Origin of the sequence: Yersinia sp. 1652 StPb PI (assembly GCF_041538345.1) — a bacterium.
Taxonomy (GTDB): domain Bacteria; phylum Pseudomonadota; class Gammaproteobacteria; order Enterobacterales; family Enterobacteriaceae; genus Yersinia; species Yersinia enterocolitica_E.
On sequence record NZ_JAULSM010000001.1, the window covers coordinates 1,899,506 to 1,918,376 of the forward strand.

The following is an 18,871-nucleotide window of genomic DNA, read 5'->3' on the forward strand; positions in this document are numbered from 1 at the left end:
GTATTTAATGTTTCCTTATTAAAGAGGGGACTGAAGGGATTAGTGGAGCATTGGTAAAATGAAGAGTGTTACACCAAGGCCAGTGGCACGGTAATTTACCTGACATGTGATGATTGCTCGGTGGAAGAAGGTAGAGGAGGTGATTGTCCGGTTTCCAATACAAAAGGCCGCCACTAGCATCTGATTGCTTGTTGACATGATGTTTCGTGGCGGAAGCAAGACCGAATCCATAACCTTTTACAGGGTCTCATAGCTTGCTTACAGGTTGACAGACATGAAAGCGCTGTGGATTTGGCACTAAAATGATTGATCAAAAAGTGATCAGTTACAATTGATTTGAAATGACATGCATCACATAACGACAAGTTTGCTAGCTAACCCACTTATTTATATAACGAGGCTCACACAAGGTATGGGGAAGCAAGTAATATATGCAGAATACTTATTTTAACGTTGGTTTCTTAATGGCTGTTTGGGAGCATAGAAGGATTTCAACCTTATCTTCAGCGCTTCAAGCTGGGGGAGGTTAAATCAGAGGATCATCATTTAATAATCATCCTCAACGTCTTTAGCTGCCGAGCGAAGAATGAGCCAGACTATTACCGCGATGATCACAACAATACCGGCTATTATCAACGTTATCTTCAATTCCAAAATTGCCTTATTCAAAGTGTTATTAATACTCATCGCGGTTGAGTAACTAATAAAATAGCGTATGACGCCCGACATTGCTGGATTGAGCGCTTTCTCCGATCAATTAAGTTATGTGATAGCGCTGGCAGGGATGCTAGCAGATATTAAAAGCATAATCGATATGCTACATAGCAATTAGGAGTATTGCTTAGTGGCGATGGTGAGTGTCAAAATTAATGCACGAAAACAGTGCATATCATCAGTAGATAGCCGTTCTGATTAAGTAGAAAGCTTTATTTTATAAATTATTTGCCATGATAGACAGCTTCAATATTGTAACCATCTGGATCAAGAACAAATGCAGCATAATAGTTTTCATGATAATGAGGACGGTAGCCAGGCTCTCCATTCGATATTGCACCAGCTTCCATGGCAGCATTATAGAATTGATTGACCTCATTTTTGCTTGCAGCACGGAAAGCGATATGGCTTCTTGGGGTATAAGGTTTACCTTCCATTACCCAAAAGTCACCGCCGGGATCATCCCCATTGGCTGAAATTTTCACACCAAAACCACAGGCATCACCAAGGTTTAGACGTATCTCGTAATTGAGAGGTGCAAGCGCTGCACTGTAAAAATCTTTACTTATTAATATATTAGTAACGTTAATCCCCGTATGGTCTATCACTCTTTATCCCTTCTATTAAATGCCAGCCATTAATCTCATTCGAGTATAACTCACACAGAACATCTTATAATTTGATGCTAATCTCAATCCTTATTAAGACATTGCATAACTTGCAGCCACGCTGTTTCTGTTTCTTTTCCCAGTTGTTGGAATACCTGTCGTAACAGTTGCATTTGTGTCTCTGTTAATTGAGATTCAAGCTTTTTACCGGCGGGGGAGAGAGATAACTGCCGCACTCTTTGATCATATTCGGCGGTGGTAACCGTGATTAGCTCCATTTTAACTAATTGTTTTAATGGTGCATTAAGCGCTTGTTTGCTGATTTTCAGAATTCCCAACAAGGCATTGATGGCGATATCAGGATTGTGTCCGACAAAGTACAGGATGCGGTGGTGAACCCGACCTAATCCTCGTTGAGCCAGTAATTTATCCGGTAGTTCAGTAAATGTCCGATAACCAAAATAGAACTGTTCGATGGCTTGATGCAGTCGTTGGTCTTCCTGTTGCGGGACGTTTTTGGAGGTTGCCATCGGATTTTTATCACAAATTAAAAAATAATTAGGTCAATACTATTGACGTAATCAGCCGTCCATTTTACTGTCCATAAAGGTCAAATATGTTGACCTTTATGGAAGGACTGCCATGAATAAGACTGTAGTGGATCAGAATAATCGATTTTCCTCACGGCTGCACGATCTTCACCCCTCGCCTATACGGGAAATACTCTCTGTTATTGAACGGCCTGGGATGATCTCATTTGCTGGCGGGTTGCCTGCGGTTGAAAGTTTCCCGCACTTGCACCTGGAAGGAATGCCGCAATCGATGTTGCAATACGGGGCCAGTGAAGGGGAAACGGAATTGCGCAGGCATATTGCGCAGAATTTATGTAGGCGCGGTTTATCTTGCACTGAGGAGCAGGTCCTGATTATTTCAGGCTCGCAACAAGGAATTGATCTGGTCGCTAAATTATTTATTGATGCAGGAACACCTGTCGCTGTTGAGTCGCCCACTTATTTGGCAGCATTGCAGGTATTTCGGTTCTTCGGGGCACAGTTTGTGGCTTATGATTCGGCACAACCTGATATTGATAAACTCAAAACAGAAAAGCCCGCTTTTGCCTACAGCATCCCAACTTTTCAGAATCCAAGTGGTCACTGTCTTGATAGTACACAGCGGGCCACATTAGCAAAGGCGTGTGATGACCTTATGTTGCCGCTGTTTGAAGATGATCCCTATCATGACCTGGTCTATGATCCGTGTGAGCGAAAGCCGGTATGTGCCTTATTACAGCACGCACCGTGGATTTATCAGGGGTCCTTTTCTAAAAGTTTATCCCCGGCATTGCGGTTAGGCTATCTGGTTGCTTCGTCAGAGTTAATTCCTTATCTGACACGGCTAAAGCAGGCGGCTGATCTACACAGTAGCCGAATCAGCCAATGGCTGGTATTGCAACAGCTACGTGCCGCCAACCATGCTGAACATATGGACCAACTGGCCACATATTATAAGAGTCGTCGTGATGCATTTGAGATCTCTTTACAACGCCATTTTGGTTCTCTTGCCACTTGGGAGAAACCTGCCGGTGGGTTATTCTTCTGGCTCACACTTAATCATTGTATTGATACTCGTAAACTATTGCCTAAAGCACTCGAAAAAAATATTGCATTTATGCCGGGCGAATCGTTCCTGCCATATCCGTCAGAGGGCTGTGGCCAGTTACGACTTAACTTCAGTCATGCAACAGAAGAACAAGCTGATATTGGTTTACAGACATTAGCTGCTTTGGTGAGAGAAGATTGTTAATATTTTAAAATAGCTTACAAATAGAGTGGCGAGAGCCGCAATAATAGAGAGAATTAATTAATAGGCGGGAGTCTTTCCCGCCAATATATTTTTGTTATTAAATATGGCTTATGAGAAAGGATGTTCTTTCTTTAGAATTTTATCAATTATATTTAATACGCCAGAGTCGTTATTTGATTCGGCCTGATACTTTGCTACATTCTTAATGTTGTCTGGCGCATTTGCCATGGCATAACCAAAGCCGGCGTACTGTAACATTTCAATATCATTGCCACCATCGCCAAAAGTGACGACTTGTTGATCAGTTACATCCCACATTTTTTGGAGTAGTTTAATGCCATTGGCTTTATGAATGCCGGGTATTATAAGGTCTACAGAACCATGTCCACTTGATACCGGGGTCACTATATCTGCGAGTTCTCGCTCGATAAATTTCATAAAGTCTACCAGTTTCTCATTGGGTAAACTTATCGCAAATTTGAATGCAGACTCTGTTACTTGATCGAAGTTATCGATAATTTTAAGGCGATGGTAGTATTTACTCATTGTAGTGTAGAAATAATTATCTGAAGAACTCAACATGTAAGCGCCATTTTTGCCACAAACAATGACATCAAGATAGGGTATTGGTAGTAATGTTTTTAGCACTTTATTACAATCTTCATCAGAGATTGAACCGCAGAAAATTTCAGTATTCTTGTTACTGACATAAGCCCCATTTTCAGCAACAAAAGCGATTTCATTGGCAATCTCAGGGAAGAATGAAATTAGCTGATAATATTGATTACCACTGGCAACAACAAATTTTATTCCATTTTCTTTTAGTTGTGAATATTGTGTACTAAACCGTTCCCTATCAAAACTCATCTGATCATTGAGAAAGGTTCCATCCATATCAACAGCAATGATTTTAATGCTCATATAATTTCCCTCTTTAACATTTTAATATCTTGGTTTGATAGAGAATATCTCGGCATAGTATACCTAAAAAAAAGCTAGCATAATTTTGCTAGCAGGTAAAATTACCATACTCAGTCACACTTTTATCTTCAAAAAACAGGTTGACCCACTATCCACCGGCTTTATTTATGGGTAGAGAAATGTTTAGTCACTGGAATATTTCAGTTTGAATGCCCCAACTGCTATGACAATAAATGTCACAGCAACCACTGTGAATGCAGTGTAGAGGTCAGTTATATGTGCAATAAAACCGATCAGTGCCGGCCCCCCTAAAATACCGAAATAACCCAGCGTTGCGACCATGGCTACCGACATGTTCACGGGCATTACACTTTCCTGGCCAGCCAGCGTGATAAGTACCGGAACAATATTAGCTGCACCTATTCCTACCAATGCAAAGCCAAATAACGTAAATTTCCAGTCAGGTATTATGACGGCAATGGCATAGCCGGTCATGGCGATGATACTGCTAAAAACCAATACATGCTTACGTCCCAAAATACTGACAACTTTATCACCAGTGAAACGCATTACAGACATGGCGCCACCGAAAATAGCAAACCCCCAACCGGCATGTGCTATGTCAAGGCCACGGTCATTAGTTAGAAATACGCCACTCCAATCTAATACTGCACCTTCCGCCATAAAACAAATCATGCACATAAGTGCCATTAATATGAGCCTGAAGTTTGGGCGTGGTTTTATTTTTGGCTGTTGATTAGGTTCCTTATGATCGCCAAAAGGGATTAATTCCTTGAAAACGACTGAGGTAATTATAGCCATTATCACGACGGCAATCAGCGTTACGGGGAGGGGCATTAAGCCAAGAGTAAATAATATTGCACCGCCGCCAGCACCCGCAATTGAACCAATGCTGAATAAACAGTGGAAACCTGACATCAGTGGTTTATCCGAGGATTGTTCAACCAGAGAGCCTTGGACATTAACCGCAACGTCTACTAAACCAATGCCTGCGCCAAAAAAGAACAGACATAGTGCCATCAAAGGGAACTGATCAATAATTGCCAATGTGGGCAGGAAAACAGCGCTAACCACGATACCTAATAGTATTATGCTTCTACAGCCGAAGCGGCCAATCAGTTTGCCAGAGAATAGCATTGCCAGTAGGGAGCCTGTTCCCAAGCAAAGTAATAACATCCCCAAAGAGCCTGCATCAAAATGAAGTCTATTCTGTGCATAGGGCACCAACGATGCCCAAAGGCCCATAGCAAATCCAGCGACAAAGAAGATAGAGCGCGTAGATGTGCGTGTAGCCGGTGTATCCAGAGGGTAGTCGACGACATGGCTAGACATTTAAGCACCTTTCTCTGGCAAGTGGCAGCGAGCAAGTAATAAGTATAAGCCACTTTATAAAAGACTTATATTAAGTTGTGAAATATACAGTGGGTACCTGGCTTGTCAAGAACATTTTTGCCTATCAAGGTGGTTTACCGCCTAGAGAAAAGGGCATACGGCGGTTAGGATAGCCTGAAGGTGGGAGAAGGGACTCTGGAAAAATTTTCTCATCATAGATACCGCTGAATACTAGATCTCAAATACTCGAAAATTATTATAGGCATCAAGAGTGTATTCTGATATTCCATTGTGATAATCGTATTTAATGTTGTCGCGATAGACAAAATGGGGTATGTGTTTGCAATCAAATTTTTTGAGTAATTGAGCAGATAATTCTGCAATACAATTTTGACTGATATGCTCTCCTGAGATGGCTATGGTTACAGGGTTAATCATGGCGATCAACGATGAAGTAATATAAATAAGTCGTTGTTGCACCAGTTCATGGTGAGAATTTATATTAGTCCCTAGATTGTCATAAAATGGCAGTTTCGACACTTCACCTGCAAATTGACTTGCACCACGTAGCATTTTACCTGAAATAACAATGCCACAGCCGGCACAATGTCTTGGTGGCATAAAAATATAGGCGATAGGTTCATTTATATTACGGCAGTGATTACGATAAAAACCAAATGCGGTATAATTCATGTCATTCCCCACCTGAACAAAAATACCGAATCGGTTACTTAATAATTCAGTGATTGCCAATCCCTCCAGGCGGGTAATATCGCAAGTAAGTATTTTCCCATCCACAATAACACCGGGCAATCCTAGCCCTATTGCTTTGATATTATTGTATTTATCTGAAAATTCTTGAATTTGCGTGAGCAACATATCTTCAGTTAAATCAGAATATATTTTATCGTACTCAACAATGATTTTGCCATCTGCAGACCTTAGGGATGACGATATAACGCCGGAGGTATCGCTCCCTTCAATATAAATACTTAATATGCTAAAGTAATTTGAGTTATATATATAGCGCTTTGCTGGCCGGCCACCACGTGATTCATCAATGGATTCTTCAATGATTTCGCCCTTTGAACATAATTCATTCAAAATGGTGCCACATGTTGCCAAGCTTAATCCAGTTTGAGCAGATATATCTCCTTTGGTTGCGGATGACAGCGATTTTAATGTGCTTGCAACCAACATGATATTTTTTTGTTTCATCTGCCGGGTGGTATTAAGCGGTACAGTGGTCATTTTATTCACCAATGATTTAATTGAAATGAATATAACATGTTCGTATTTATGAAGAAATAATTATCATGGCATTTATCCATATGGTTGTGGTGATTAAACTTTGCTATAACTGAGTACCGTTGTCGAGCTATAACCACCCGTGGTATTTTCTGTTTTCGTGACTCTCGCGTTTCACGATATTGATGCTTTAGAGGCTGTCTTGTAAAGGGACTATTTGATGGAATCGTTACTGACGGATCGTTTGCTATTAATACCTTTAACCCTACAGGATGCTGACCAGATACAGCTAAAATTTCCGGTATGGGAAGTGTGAAGTATTTAGATGCTTCTGCCGTAACTTCATGAATAAAATCTGTGGTTGGGCGACAAACTCACGTTGATATCGTTTAACATGGCATATATACCGCACAAAGGAGGAGTACAACAATGGAAAATCGCATCACTTTAGCGCGTGTTTACGATGTTCAGCCGCCATATCAAGCCAATACTTTTCTGACTGATCGGCTGTGGCCGCGAGGCATTAGCAAAACCCGCCTGTTAGGGGTGGTATGGTTAAAAGAAGTGGCACCGGAAAATGCATTACGAAAATGGTTTCATCAATGTTTAGATTGGCCAGAGTTTGTGGTGCGTTATCAGGCCCAGCTTGATAGCTCAACGGCCTGGCAACCTTTACTGGACGTACTGAAACAACAGCCAATTACGTTGCTGTATGGCAGTCGCGACACGCAACAGAATCAGGCGGTAGTGTTACGTGATTTTCTGCTTAGCAAGCTATAGTATTTTCTCTTGTAATACCCATACTGCGGCTTCAACCCGCGATTTCAGCTTCATTTTTTTCAACAGATGTTTGACATGAACTTTAACGGTGCTCTCTGCAATCAGCAATTTCCGGGCAATGGTTTTATTCGGTAACCCTTTAGCGATCAGCTTCAATATGTCGCGTTCACGTGGGGTTAGGGTGTTAATATCGCGCTCATTATCAGACCTATTCTCGCGGAGGTTGATTGCCAGTATCGACATCAATGCATCGCTGAGAACCATTTGTCCTGCTGCTGCATCATACAGTGAGACCAGCAAATCTTCAGGGTCCATATCTTTTAGCAGATAACCATCGGCCCCGCGTTTTAAGGCACTGATGACATCATCCTGATGGTCAGAAACGGTAAACACCACAATTCGCCCGGATAGTGGCTGCTGACGCAATCTATCCAGTGTTTCCAATCCATTCATGCCCGGCATGTTTAAATCCAGCATGATCAAATCAGGATCAAGATTGGTGGCGAGAATAATACCTTGAGCACCGTTGCTGGCCTCACCTGCGATGGATAACCCAGGTGCCATGCTAATTAATTGCTTAATACCATGCCTTAGCATCGGGTGGTCATCAATCAACAGGATGGTCGCGGCGTCTTGTTCACTCATGAATAGTTCCTGTAGCTGAGAGGGTAAATACCTCGAACGGAAGGGTTGATCGATATTCTTCCTCATCCTTGACTATTACCCCATAACCAATAGGGAGTACCCCCTAATAGTCAGCGGGTGTATTACTCGGTTTCAAGAAAACATTCACATCGGCAACTAAATGAAAAGAGGCTATTTTTTGCCAGAAAACCCACTACCCACAAATGATGTATGGGTATTGTTAGCTAAAAGTTAACTTCACATCCTCTTGATGTAAATCAACTTTGAAATAGCCTCTGGTGCCTAGGGTGACGTATTACTTCCCGTTTGTGGTCACCCTGACTGAGGTTTTTATGTCGCACTCTCCGACACCATTAACTAACTCATCATCTTCCGCTATCCCGGCAAAATTAGCCGGTGGCCAATCAATACCGCAGTGGTACCCGGAAGATCCACAGTTCTGGCAACAGGTAGGGCATAGTGTCGCCCGGCGAAATTTGTGGATTTCAGTACCGGCATTGTTACTGAGTTTCTGTGTCTGGATGCTGTTTAGTGCGGTTGCAGTGAATCTGAATAAAGTGGGCTTTAACTTCACCACCGATCAACTGTTCATGCTGACAGCATTACCCTCAGTATCGGGGGCACTGTTACGTGTTCCATACTCGTTTGTCATACCGGTCTTTGGTGGTCGTCGCTGGACGGCTATTAGCACACTGTTTCTGGTTATCCCCTGCCTCTGGTTAGGTATCGCGGTACAGGACAGCACCACCCAGTATGGAACATTTGTATTGATTTCATTGTTGTGTGGTTTTGCCGGTGCGAACTTTGCCTCCAGCATGGCTAATATCAGTTTCTTCTTCCCAAAAGCCAGGCAGGGGGGCGCGCTGGGCCTTAATGGGGGATTGGGGAATCTTGGCGTCAGTGTGATGCAACTTATCGCCCCTATGGCTATTTCGGTTGGAGTGTTCAGTGCCTTTATGGGCAGTGGCTATCCACAAGCGGATGGTAGCCAGCTCTGGTTGCAAAACGCAGCCTATATCTGGATCCCCTTTTTGCTGATATTCAGTGTGGCAGCCTGGTTTGGTATGAATGACTTGTCTGCTGCAAAAGCGTCGATTATCCAGCAATTACCGGTCCTGAAACGTGGCCATTTGTGGATTTTGGCGGTGTTATATCTGGCAACTTTTGGTTCATTTATTGGTTTCTCAGCCGGATTTGCCATGTTGGCAAAAACACAATTTCCTGATGTTGTCATCCTGCATTACGCTTTCTTCGGCCCGCTATTGGGCGCACTGGCTCGTCCAATGGGCGGTGCGTTCTCTGATCGCTTTGGCGGCATTCGCGTCACCTTCGTCAATTTTATTCTGATGGCAATATTTGCGGCATTACTCTTCCTCACCTTACCGGGTACCCATGTTAACGGCTCCTTCTTTGCCTTTTTTGGCGTATTCATGCTGCTGTTTCTGACGGCGGGACTGGGCAGTGGATCAACGTTTCAGATGATTGCGGTGATCTTTCGCAAGTTAACTGTCGATCGGGTGACCCTCGCTGGTGGTAGTGATGAACAAGCACAGCACGATGCCGTCAGAGAATCGGCGGCGGCACTGGGTTTCATCTCAGCCATTGGCGCTATCGGCGGTTTCTTTATTCCTAAATCCTTTGGTACGTCGCTGGCCCTGACCGGTTCACCGGCCGGCGCGATGAAGCTATTCGTGGTTTTTTATGTGGTTTGCGTATTGATCACCTGGTTTGTCTACGGGCGCAAGCTTAACGCGGGTATGGCGACCAAAAAACCACGTTGACCGGTACGGTCCAATAAATAAGCAACATTGAGCAATGTTAATCCACTTATAAAAATAAATAGGGCCGTTATGTCCCCAATCAGGAGGTCTCCCGATGAGCAAATTTCTTGACCGATTTCGTTATTTTAAACAACTTGCTGAGCCTTTTGCACAAGGCCATGGCCAGACACTGGACACCAATCGTGATTGGGAAGATGGCTATCGTAGCCGCTGGCAGCATGACAAAGTGGTACGTTCAACTCATGGTGTGAATTGTACGGGTTCATGTAGCTGGAAGATTTATGTCAAAAATGGGTTGGTCACTTGGGAAACCCAGCAAACTGACTACCCGCGTACCCGCCCGGATTTACCTAATCATGAACCCCGTGGTTGCCCACGTGGGGCCAGCTATTCCTGGTATTTGTACAGTGCTAATCGGCTGAAGTACCCGATGATGCGCAAGAATCTGTTGCAATTGTGGCGTGCTGCCAAAGTGCTGCACAGTGATCCGGTGGATGCATGGGCTTCAATTGTTGGCGACAGCGTACAATCAAAGGATTATAAGCAAGCTCGTGGCCGGGGCGGCTTTGTCCGTTCGACCTGGCAGGAAGTGAATGAACTGATTGCCGCCGCTAACGTCTATACCGCCAAACAGTATGGGCCGGATCGGATTATCGGTTTTTCACCGATTCCAGCGATGTCGATGGTTTCATACGCGGCGGGCGCGCGCTATCTTTCATTGATCGGCGGTGTTTGCCTCAGTTTCTATGACTGGTATTGCGATTTGCCTCCGGCATCACCGATGACCTGGGGTGAGCAAACTGACGTGCCAGAATCCGCTGACTGGTACAACTCATCCTATATTATTGCCTGGGGTTCCAATGTTCCGCAGACCCGCACACCCGATGCCCACTTCTTTACCGAAGTCCGTTACAAAGGGACCAAGACTGTTGCGGTGACGCCGGATTATGCAGAGGTTGCTAAACTGTGTGACCAATGGCTGAATCCGAAACAAGGAACAGACAGTGCCATGGCCATGGCAATGGGGCATGTGATCCTCAATGAATTCCATCTACAACGACAAAGCAGCTACTTTGTTGAATACATGCGTCAGTACACTGACATGCCGATGCTGGTATTACTTGAACCTCGTCATAGCGGCGATTATGCCGCCGGGCGGTTACTGCGCGCCGCCGATCTGGTGGATAATCTGGGAGAGGAGAATAACCCGGAATGGAAGACCATTGCCATTGACGGTAACAGCGGGCAGTTGGTAGCGCCGCAAGGGTCTATCGGTTATCGCTGGGGTGAAAAGGGTAAATGGAACCTTGAGCAGCGCGAGGGCAAAACGCAGCAGGAAGTCTCATTACAACTCAGTTTATTGGGTCAACATGATGCTATTGTTAATGTTGGATTTCCCTACTTTGGTGGCGAAATCAGTGAGAATTTTCAAAGTGTTGCGCTAGAGGAAATACTGCAACATAAGTTGCCGGTAAAACGGTTGCCATTAGCCGATGGCAGTGAAGCACTGGTGACCAGTGTTTATGATCTGATGATGGCAAATTATGGCCTGGATCGGGGGTTGGCTGATGACAACTGCGCCAGCAGTTATGACGATATAAAAGCTTACACCCCTGCCTGGGCTGAAAAAATTACTGGCGTTGCACGTCAGGATATTATCCGTATTGCGCGTGAATTTGCGGATAATGCCGAGAAAACCCATGGCCGTTCGATGATTATCGTCGGGGCCGGTATTAATCACTGGTATCACATGGATATGACCTACCGTGCACTGATTAATATGCTGATTTTCTGCGGCTGTGTCGGGCAAAGTGGCGGCGGTTGGGCGCACTATGTGGGGCAGGAAAAACTGCGACCACAAACCGGCTGGTTACCTTTGGCATTTGGCCTCGATTGGCAACGTCCACCGCGCCATATGAACAGTACGTCATTTTTCTATAATCACTCCAGTCAGTGGCGTTATGAGACCGTCAGCACCACCCAATTACTCTCTCCCTTGGCCGACAGTTCGCGCTTTAGCCCAAGTCTGATTGACCTTAATGTGCGCGCCGAACGTATGGGGTGGTTGCCTTCGGCCCCGCAGCTGAATTGCAATCCATTAACCCTTGCCGCCAGCGCACAACAAGCCGGTCAAACACCGGTAGAATATACCGTCGATAGCCTTAAAAACGGGTCACTGAGGTTTGCCGCTGAACAGCCAGATGATCCACAAAACTTCCCGCGAAACTTGTTTGTCTGGCGTTCCAACCTACTGGGTTCTTCCGGCAAAGGGCATGAATATATGCTCAAGTATTTGTTGGGTACGGAAAATGGTATTCAGGGTAAAGATTTGGGCCAGCAAGGTGGGGTGATGCCGGAAGAGGTTGAATGGCAGGAACAGGGAGGCGAAGGCAAGCTGGATTTAGTCGTGACATTGGATTTCCGCATGTCTAGTACGTGTCTCTATTCAGACATCATTTTACCCACCGCAACCTGGTACGAAAAAGACGACATGAATACCTCGGATATGCATCCGTTTATTCACCCGCTGTCTGCGGCGGTGGATCCTGCCTGGGAGTCTAAAAGCGACTGGGATATCTACAAAGATATTGCCGAAACCTTCTCTCGAGTTTGCGTCGGCCATTTAGGTCAGGAAACCGATGTAGTGACCTTACCCATCCAACATGATTCGCCAGCCGAACTGGCACAGCCATATGGTGTAAAGGACTGGAAAAAAGGTGAATGTGAACTGATACCGGGCCAAACCGCGCCGCACATTGTGGTGGTCGAGCGCGATTACCCAGCAACCTATGCTCGCTTTACTGCCTTGGGTCCCCTATTGGATAAATTAGGTAATGGCGGCAAAGGGATTAACTGGAATACCCAGACTGAAATTGATTTCCTCAAAAAACTTAACCATACCCAGCCTGACGGCCCTGCCGCCGGACGACCAAGAATTGATACTGCTATTGATGCCGCAGAGGTGATTTTATCCTTGGCCCCTGAAACCAACGGTCAGGTGGCGGTAAAAGCCTGGCAGGCTTTGGAACAACTTACCGGTCGCCAACATGCTCACTTAGCTCTGAATAAAGAAGATGAAAAAATTCGTTTTCGCGATATTCAGGCGCAACCACGCAAAATCATTTCCAGTCCAATCTGGTCCGGCTTGGAAGATGAGCATGTTTCCTATAATGCTTGTTACACCAATGTTCATGAGTTGATCCCGTGGCGCACCCTTTCAGGCCGGCAACAACTTTATCAGGATCATGAATGGATGCGTGCTTTTGGTGAGAGTTTGCTGTGCTATCGCCCGCCAATAGATACCCGTGCCGCCCAACCTTTGCTTAATAAGAAGCCGAACGGTAACCCAGAGAAAGCACTTAACTTCCTGACCCCCCATCAGAAGTGGGGCATTCACTCAACCTACAGTGACAACCTGTTGATGCTGACACTGTCGAGAGGGGGGCCTATCGTTTGGCTGAGTGAAGATGATGCCCAAGATCTGCTGATAGAAGATAACGACTGGATTGAGGCGTTTAACAGTAATGGCGCATTAACTGCTCGTGCCGTCGTCAGCCAGCGAATTCCGTCAGGCATGACCATGATGTACCACGCACAGGAGCGCATTATTAATATCCCCGGTTCTGAAATTACCGGCCAACGTGGCGGTATTCATAACTCAGTCACCCGTATCAGTCCAAAACCAACCCATATGATTGGCGGATATGCGCAATTAGCCTACGGCTTTAACTACTACGGCACGGTAGGGTCCAATCGCGATGAGTTCGTGGTGGTGCGCAAGATGAATAAGATTGATTGGCTGGATGACGAACAGCAAAACCAGAGCAAAACCGGGGGCAAACTATGAAAATCCGTTCACAAGTCGGCATGGTTCTGAATCTGGACAAATGCATTGGCTGCCATACCTGTTCAGTAACCTGCAAAAATGTTTGGACCAGCCGCGAGGGTATGGAATATGCCTGGTTTAACAACGTTGAAAGCAAACCGGGGCTGGGTTATCCGCACGATTGGGAGAATCAGGATAAATGGAAGGGGGGCTGGATCCGCAAGATTAATGGCAAACTGACTCCCCGTATGGGGAGCCGAGTCGGGGTCCTCGCTAAGATATTTGCTAACCCTGATGTACCAGCATTAGATGATTATTACGAACCCTTCGATTTTGATTACCAGCACTTGCACAACGCACCGGCTGGAAAACATCAGCCGGTGGCTCGCCCACGTTCGCTGATTACCGGTCAACGAATGGAGAAAATCGAGAACGGCCCTAACTGGGAAGAGATCCTGGGCGGCGAGTTTTCTAAGCGATCTAAAGACCAGAACTTCGCCCATATTCAGAAAGAGATGTATGGGCAATTTGAACATACCTTCATGATGTATTTGCCACGTTTATGTGAACACTGCCTTAACCCCGCCTGTGTCGCAACTTGCCCCAGCGGGGCAATTTATAAACGGGCTGAAGACGGTATTGTGCTGATTGATCAGGATAAATGCCGGGGCTGGCGTATGTGTCTGACCGGTTGCCCGTATAAAAAAATCTATTTCAACTGGAAAAGCGGCAAGTCGGAGAAGTGTATTTTCTGCTATCCACGCATTGAGTCCGGTGAACCGACCGTTTGTTCAGAAACCTGTGTGGGGCGCATTCGTTATCTGGGGGTACTACTGTATGACGCGGATGGCATTGAACAAGCCGCTGCTACTACTGATGAGAAAAACCTCTACCAACGGCAAATGGATATTTTCCTCGATCCCCATGATCCGCTGGTGATTGCCGAAGCGCAGAAACAGGGTATTCCCTTAAGTGTCATTGAGGCCGCCCAACGCTCCCCGGTTTACAAAATGGCAGTGGAATGGAAATTGGCACTGCCGTTGCACCCCGAATACCGGACCTTGCCGATGGTATGGTATGTCCCGCCGTTGTCACCGATTCAGTCCGCGGCAGACTCTGGCGCGCTGCCCCACAGCGGCGTGCTACCGGATGTGGAAAGCCTGCGTATCCCAGTTCAGTATTTAGCCAACTTACTGACTGCCGGTGATACTCAACCGGTATTAATGGCACTGAAACGGATGCTGGCAATGCGCCACTATAAACGGGCTGAAACCGTTGAGGGTAAAACTGATCTCAGTGCACTGGAGGCGGTGGGGCTAACAGAGGCGCAAGCACAAGAGATGTACCGCTATCTGGCGATTGCTAATTATGAAGACCGCTTTGTCATTCCATCCAGCCACCGTGAAATAGCTCGCGACGCTTTCCCGGAAAGTAAGGGGTGCGGCTTCAGTTTCGGCGATGGTTGCCATGGCAGTGACAGCCGTTTCAATTTGTTCAATAGCCGCCGCATTGATGCCGTTGATGTCACACGTAAGACTGACCAGGGGGCCACTCATGATTAGTTTGAGAATCATTTCACGTTTGCTGGAATACCCAGATATTGATTTGTGGCAAAACCGGCAAGAAGTTGTTGAGGCGCTCGACAACGCCGACGAACTCACGACGGAACAGGTTCATCGGCTCAGGCAATTTATCAATACATTATGTCAGAGCGAATTGCTTGAGTGTCAGGCTAGCTATTGCGGCTTATTTGACCGGGGGCGAGCCACCTCATTGTTGCTATTTGAACATGTGCATGGTGAGTCGCGCGATCGTGGTCAGGCCATGGTGGACCTCATGGCACAGTATCAACGTGCGGGGTTAGTGCTTGACTGTAAAGAGTTGCCTGATTTCCTGCCACTTTATCTTGAGTATCTGGCTAACCAGCCCGTGCAGGATATCACCTTGGGTTTGCAGGATATTGCACCCATTTTGGCGCTGCTGGGGGCACGTTTACATCAGCGGGATAGCGACTATGCCCAGTTGTTTGATCTGCTGTTAGTGCTGTCTGGCAGTGCTATCCGCAGTGAAAATCTGGGCGATAAAGTGGCGGGTGAAAGCCGGGATGACACCGCCAAAGCACTGGATGCGGTATGGGAAGAGGAGCAAGTGAAATTCCTCGGCACGCAGGGGTGTGCATCAGCTCAGCAGGGGATGCCCCCCAAACACCTTGCCGATGCCGTACTACCACAATATCTCAGTATTCAGTCCGCCTCAGAGGGCAAAAAAGTCGTTCAGTCCCATGTGGCGACGGACCGTAAAGGAGCCATCTTATGAGCTTTTTGAATAAATTCTTTTTTGATATTTATCCTTACATGGCAATGGTGATTTTCTTTGTGGGTAGTTGGTTGCGTTACGACTATGGGCAATATAGCTGGCGAGCAGGCTCCAGTCAGATGTTAGATAAGAAAGGTGTATGGCTGGCATCTAACTTATTCCACATCGGTATTCTGGGGATATTCTTCGGCCATGTGTTGGGTATGCTGACGCCACATTGGATGTATGAATCGTTCTTACCGATAGAGATAAAACAAAAAATGGCGATGATTGCTGGCGGTGCCTGCGGTCTGATGATGTTAGTCGGTGGTGTCATGCTGCTACACCGCCGCTTGACTAACTCGAGGATCAGAGCAACCAGTACCCGGGTAGATATCCTGATTCTGATATTGCTGGTGGTACAAGTTAGCTTGGGGCTACTGAGTATTCCGTTTTCTGCTCAACATATGGATGGTAGCGAGATGATGAAATTGGTCGGTTGGGCGCAGTCAATTGCGACTTTCCGCACCGGAGCATCGGCCTATCTGACAGATGTAGCCTTGATTTTCAAGTTGCATATTGTCTTGGGATTGACCCTTTTTGTTTTATTCCCATTCTCACGCTTGGTACATATCTGGAGCGTACCCATCGAATATTTAACGCGCCGTTATCAACTGGTGCGTAACCGCCACTAAGCGTGTCGATTCAGCCCGTAGGTCTCTCTATCAACCTACGGGCTAACGATGGGCTTAAACGGTGGAGTTTTGTTCGCGTAACTTAGCCAGAGCCACTTCTGAAGCGTTTATATCTTCCCGCGGGCGCTGTTTGGGCATTGTATCTACCGGTGCGGCAGCGACCTCAGTGGCGCGCTTACGTAAACTAAACCAACCGGCAACCAATAACACGGCCACCACCGGCAATGTGGCGATAGTCCAGGTCCCATTCGGATAGTCGAAAGCCATCATCACTAAAACACCTGCCAGGAAAAACAGCGTCAGCCAGGATGTGACCGGCGCACCGGGCATTTTAAAGGATACGGGTTTTGCTGTTCCCTGCTTTATTGCCTGACGTAATTTCATCTGACAGATAATGATGAATGCCCATGAGCTGATAATACCCAAAGAGGCAATATTAAGAACGATTTCAAATACCTGTGATGGTACCAGATAGTTAAGTAGCACGCCGAAGACATAGATACCCACGGTAACCAATATGCCGGCGTAGGGAACAGATTGTGGGCTCATTTTGGACATGAATTTAGGTGCTGAGCCACCCATGGATAATGAGCGCAGAATGCGACCTGTCGAGTAAAGGCCAGAGTTCAAACTGGAAAGTGCGGCAGAAAGTACCACGATATTCATGATGGTCCCAATATAGGGGACGCCTAAGTTACTAAAGAAGGTGACAAAAGGGCTTTGGCCGGCCTGATAGGCATTCCATGGCAGCAGACACACCAGTAGCACCACCGAACCGACGTAAAATAGGCCAATCCGCCAAATCACACTATTAATTGCCTTTGGCAGCATCTTTTCCGGGTCTTTACATTCCCCGGCTGCCGTACCAATCAATTCAATACCGGCAAAGGCGAATATCACCCCTTGAACCAATATCAACGCGGGTAACAACCCGTGGGGGAACAATCCGCCATTATCGGTTATCAGGTGTATACCGGTGGGATGCCCGGCAACACTTTGCCCTGTGCCGAGGAAGATAGCACCCACGACCAGAAAGATAGCAATGGCTGCGACTTTGATCAGTGCAAACCAAAATTCCATTTCAGCAAACCATTTAACGCCAATCATATTCATGGTGGCAACAATTGAGAGCGCACCCAGTGCAAATAGCCACTGCGGAACATCAGAGAATGTCCCCCAATAGTGCATATAAAGGGCCACCGCAGTGATATCGACAATCCCGGTCATGGCCCAATTAAGGAAATACATCCATCCGGCAACATAGGATGCTTTCTCACCGAGGAATTCGCGGGCGTAAGAAACAAAGCTGCCACTGGTTGGGCGGTGCATGACTAATTCACCAAGTGCTCTGAGAATAAAAAACGAGAAAATCCCACACACCAGATACACTAAGGCCAGTGCGGGGCCAGCCATTTGCAAGCGGGCACCGGTGCCTAAAAATAACCCCGTACCAATAGAGCCACCGATAGCGATCATCTGTATATGACGTCGGCCCATACTTTTGTGGTAGCCAGTATCATGAGAGTCTAGCCAGCGTTTTTTGGCGGCGTGATGGGTCTTTGCAGTGTGTTTTCCTGACATCATAGCTTTCCCTATTTTCCTGTCTGTCGTGCAATCATCGTGAATGTATTACAGCAACTGATTGCTAAAGGTTAATGCATAAATAGCGTCTTAGCGCCTTCGATTATTATGGTTTCTATTGCTGCCACTGGATTCTGGGAGGGCATGCTATCGTTTCTATCGTGATGTGGCAAAAAAATATTCACTTATAAATTATTTTTTTTGTTCTATTACCGGAATCAGTAATTGCAAATGAAAGGTTAAATTATATACAGGAGAAATGTTTTGATGGTAATGTATTACTTATTCTTATGGTGCGAAATATCAGTATTTCTTAACTCATTGTTACATTTATGAAAGTAGAATTGTTTCGGATCGGAGTTATAGATTGGCTGTATATTATTCAACGATAAACCCTTCTTAGATTGAGTGTATTTATTAAGATTATTGCTTCACATAAAATTGCAATTTATCTTATTATAGATAAAAATAATATATTGTTTTTCTAAGTGTTAATTTTAAAATTTATAATTTATTTTTGTGTAGCGCAGTTAATATTTACGATGATATTTATTAAGCAATTAGATCGTTGTATTAACGTGACTCAATCTAATAGGTAAGTTGCAGAAACTCTTATTCGAA

The 18,871-nt window shown here is 45.7% G+C and carries 14 protein-coding genes; 7 read left to right on the plus strand and 7 right to left on the minus strand.

The features are described 5' to 3' along the window. Nucleotides 1–938: 938 nt before the first annotated feature. Both Q2T71_RS08805 and Q2T71_RS08810 read right to left on the minus strand, forming a co-directional pair. A complete protein-coding gene (locus Q2T71_RS08805) occupies nt 939–1,322 on the minus strand; it encodes a VOC family protein (protein WP_372558813.1) in 384 nt (127 codons plus the stop codon). Nucleotides 1,323–1,405: 83 nt separating this feature from the next. Next, nucleotides 1,406–1,852 (minus strand): MarR family winged helix-turn-helix transcriptional regulator, encoded by a 447-nt coding sequence (locus Q2T71_RS08810; RefSeq protein ID WP_083159106.1) that lies wholly within the window; start codon nt 1,850–1,852, stop codon nt 1,406–1,408. 112 nt (nt 1,853–1,964) lie between these two features. On the opposite strand from Q2T71_RS08810, the gene Q2T71_RS08815 reads away from it, so the two are divergent. Further along, nucleotides 1,965–3,125 (plus strand): PLP-dependent aminotransferase family protein, encoded by a 1,161-nt coding sequence (locus Q2T71_RS08815; RefSeq protein WP_372558814.1) that lies wholly within the window; start codon nt 1,965–1,967, stop codon nt 3,123–3,125. A 108-nt stretch (nt 3,126–3,233) separates the two neighbouring features. Here Q2T71_RS08815 and Q2T71_RS08820 read toward each other — a convergent pair whose 3' ends face one another. From Q2T71_RS08820 to Q2T71_RS08830, 3 genes are all read right to left on the minus strand, one after another. Then, nucleotides 3,234–4,046 (minus strand): Cof-type HAD-IIB family hydrolase, encoded by an 813-nt coding sequence (locus Q2T71_RS08820; protein ID WP_372558815.1) that lies wholly within the window; start codon nt 4,044–4,046, stop codon nt 3,234–3,236. 183 nt (nt 4,047–4,229) lie between these two features. Then, nucleotides 4,230–5,399, minus strand: coding sequence for an MFS transporter (locus Q2T71_RS08825; protein WP_372558816.1), 1,170 nt, complete (start codon nt 5,397–5,399; stop codon nt 4,230–4,232). A 231-nt stretch (nt 5,400–5,630) separates the two neighbouring features. Beyond that, entirely contained in the window at nt 5,631–6,650 is a 1,020-nt protein-coding gene (locus Q2T71_RS08830) for an ROK family protein (RefSeq protein ID WP_372558817.1), read from the minus strand. Between the two features lie 426 nt (nt 6,651–7,076). On the opposite strand from Q2T71_RS08830, the gene Q2T71_RS08835 reads away from it, so the two are divergent. After that, complete coding sequence (locus tag Q2T71_RS08835; protein ID WP_372558818.1) at nt 7,077–7,427, plus strand: DUF488 domain-containing protein; 351 nt, start codon at nt 7,077–7,079, stop codon at nt 7,425–7,427. On the opposite strand, the gene narL is transcribed toward Q2T71_RS08835, so the two are convergent. Continuing rightward, entirely contained in the window at nt 7,422–8,072 is a 651-nt protein-coding gene (gene narL, locus Q2T71_RS08840) for a two-component system response regulator NarL (protein WP_042569642.1), read from the minus strand. The two genes, Q2T71_RS08835 and narL, sit on opposite strands and share 6 nt — an antisense overlap. A gap of 332 nt (nt 8,073–8,404) precedes the next feature. Here narL and Q2T71_RS08845 point away from each other — a divergent pair, with 332 nt between their 5' ends. From Q2T71_RS08845 to narI, 5 genes are all read left to right on the plus strand, one after another. Continuing rightward, the gene (locus tag Q2T71_RS08845; protein ID WP_372559887.1) at nt 8,405–9,853 is read left to right on the plus strand and encodes a NarK family nitrate/nitrite MFS transporter; all 1,449 of its coding nucleotides are present in this window, start codon (nt 8,405–8,407) and stop codon (nt 9,851–9,853) included. A 94-nt stretch (nt 9,854–9,947) separates the two neighbouring features. After that, nucleotides 9,948–13,700, plus strand: a complete 3,753-nt coding sequence (locus tag Q2T71_RS08850) for a nitrate reductase subunit alpha (protein WP_372558819.1) — start codon at nt 9,948–9,950, stop codon at nt 13,698–13,700. After that, nucleotides 13,697–15,241 carry a nitrate reductase subunit beta gene (gene narH / locus Q2T71_RS08855; protein ID WP_372558820.1) on the plus strand — a complete coding sequence of 515 codons (1,545 nt, stop codon included), beginning with the start codon at nt 13,697–13,699 and terminating at the stop codon, nt 15,239–15,241. Before Q2T71_RS08850 ends, narH begins: the two co-directional genes overlap by 4 nt. After that, nucleotides 15,234–15,995 carry a nitrate reductase molybdenum cofactor assembly chaperone gene (narJ, locus tag Q2T71_RS08860; RefSeq protein WP_372558821.1) on the plus strand — a complete coding sequence of 254 codons (762 nt, stop codon included), beginning with the start codon at nt 15,234–15,236 and terminating at the stop codon, nt 15,993–15,995. Before narH ends, narJ begins: the two co-directional genes overlap by 8 nt. Then, the gene (gene narI, locus Q2T71_RS08865) at nt 15,992–16,669 is read left to right on the plus strand and encodes a respiratory nitrate reductase subunit gamma (protein ID WP_372558822.1); all 678 of its coding nucleotides are present in this window, start codon (nt 15,992–15,994) and stop codon (nt 16,667–16,669) included. Before narJ ends, narI begins: the two co-directional genes overlap by 4 nt. Before the next feature lie 54 nt (nt 16,670–16,723). Here narI and ansP read toward each other — a convergent pair whose 3' ends face one another. After that, nucleotides 16,724–18,253, minus strand: a complete 1,530-nt coding sequence (gene ansP, locus Q2T71_RS08870) for an L-asparagine permease (RefSeq protein WP_372558823.1) — start codon at nt 18,251–18,253, stop codon at nt 16,724–16,726. Nucleotides 18,254–18,871: the final 618 nt, after the last annotated feature.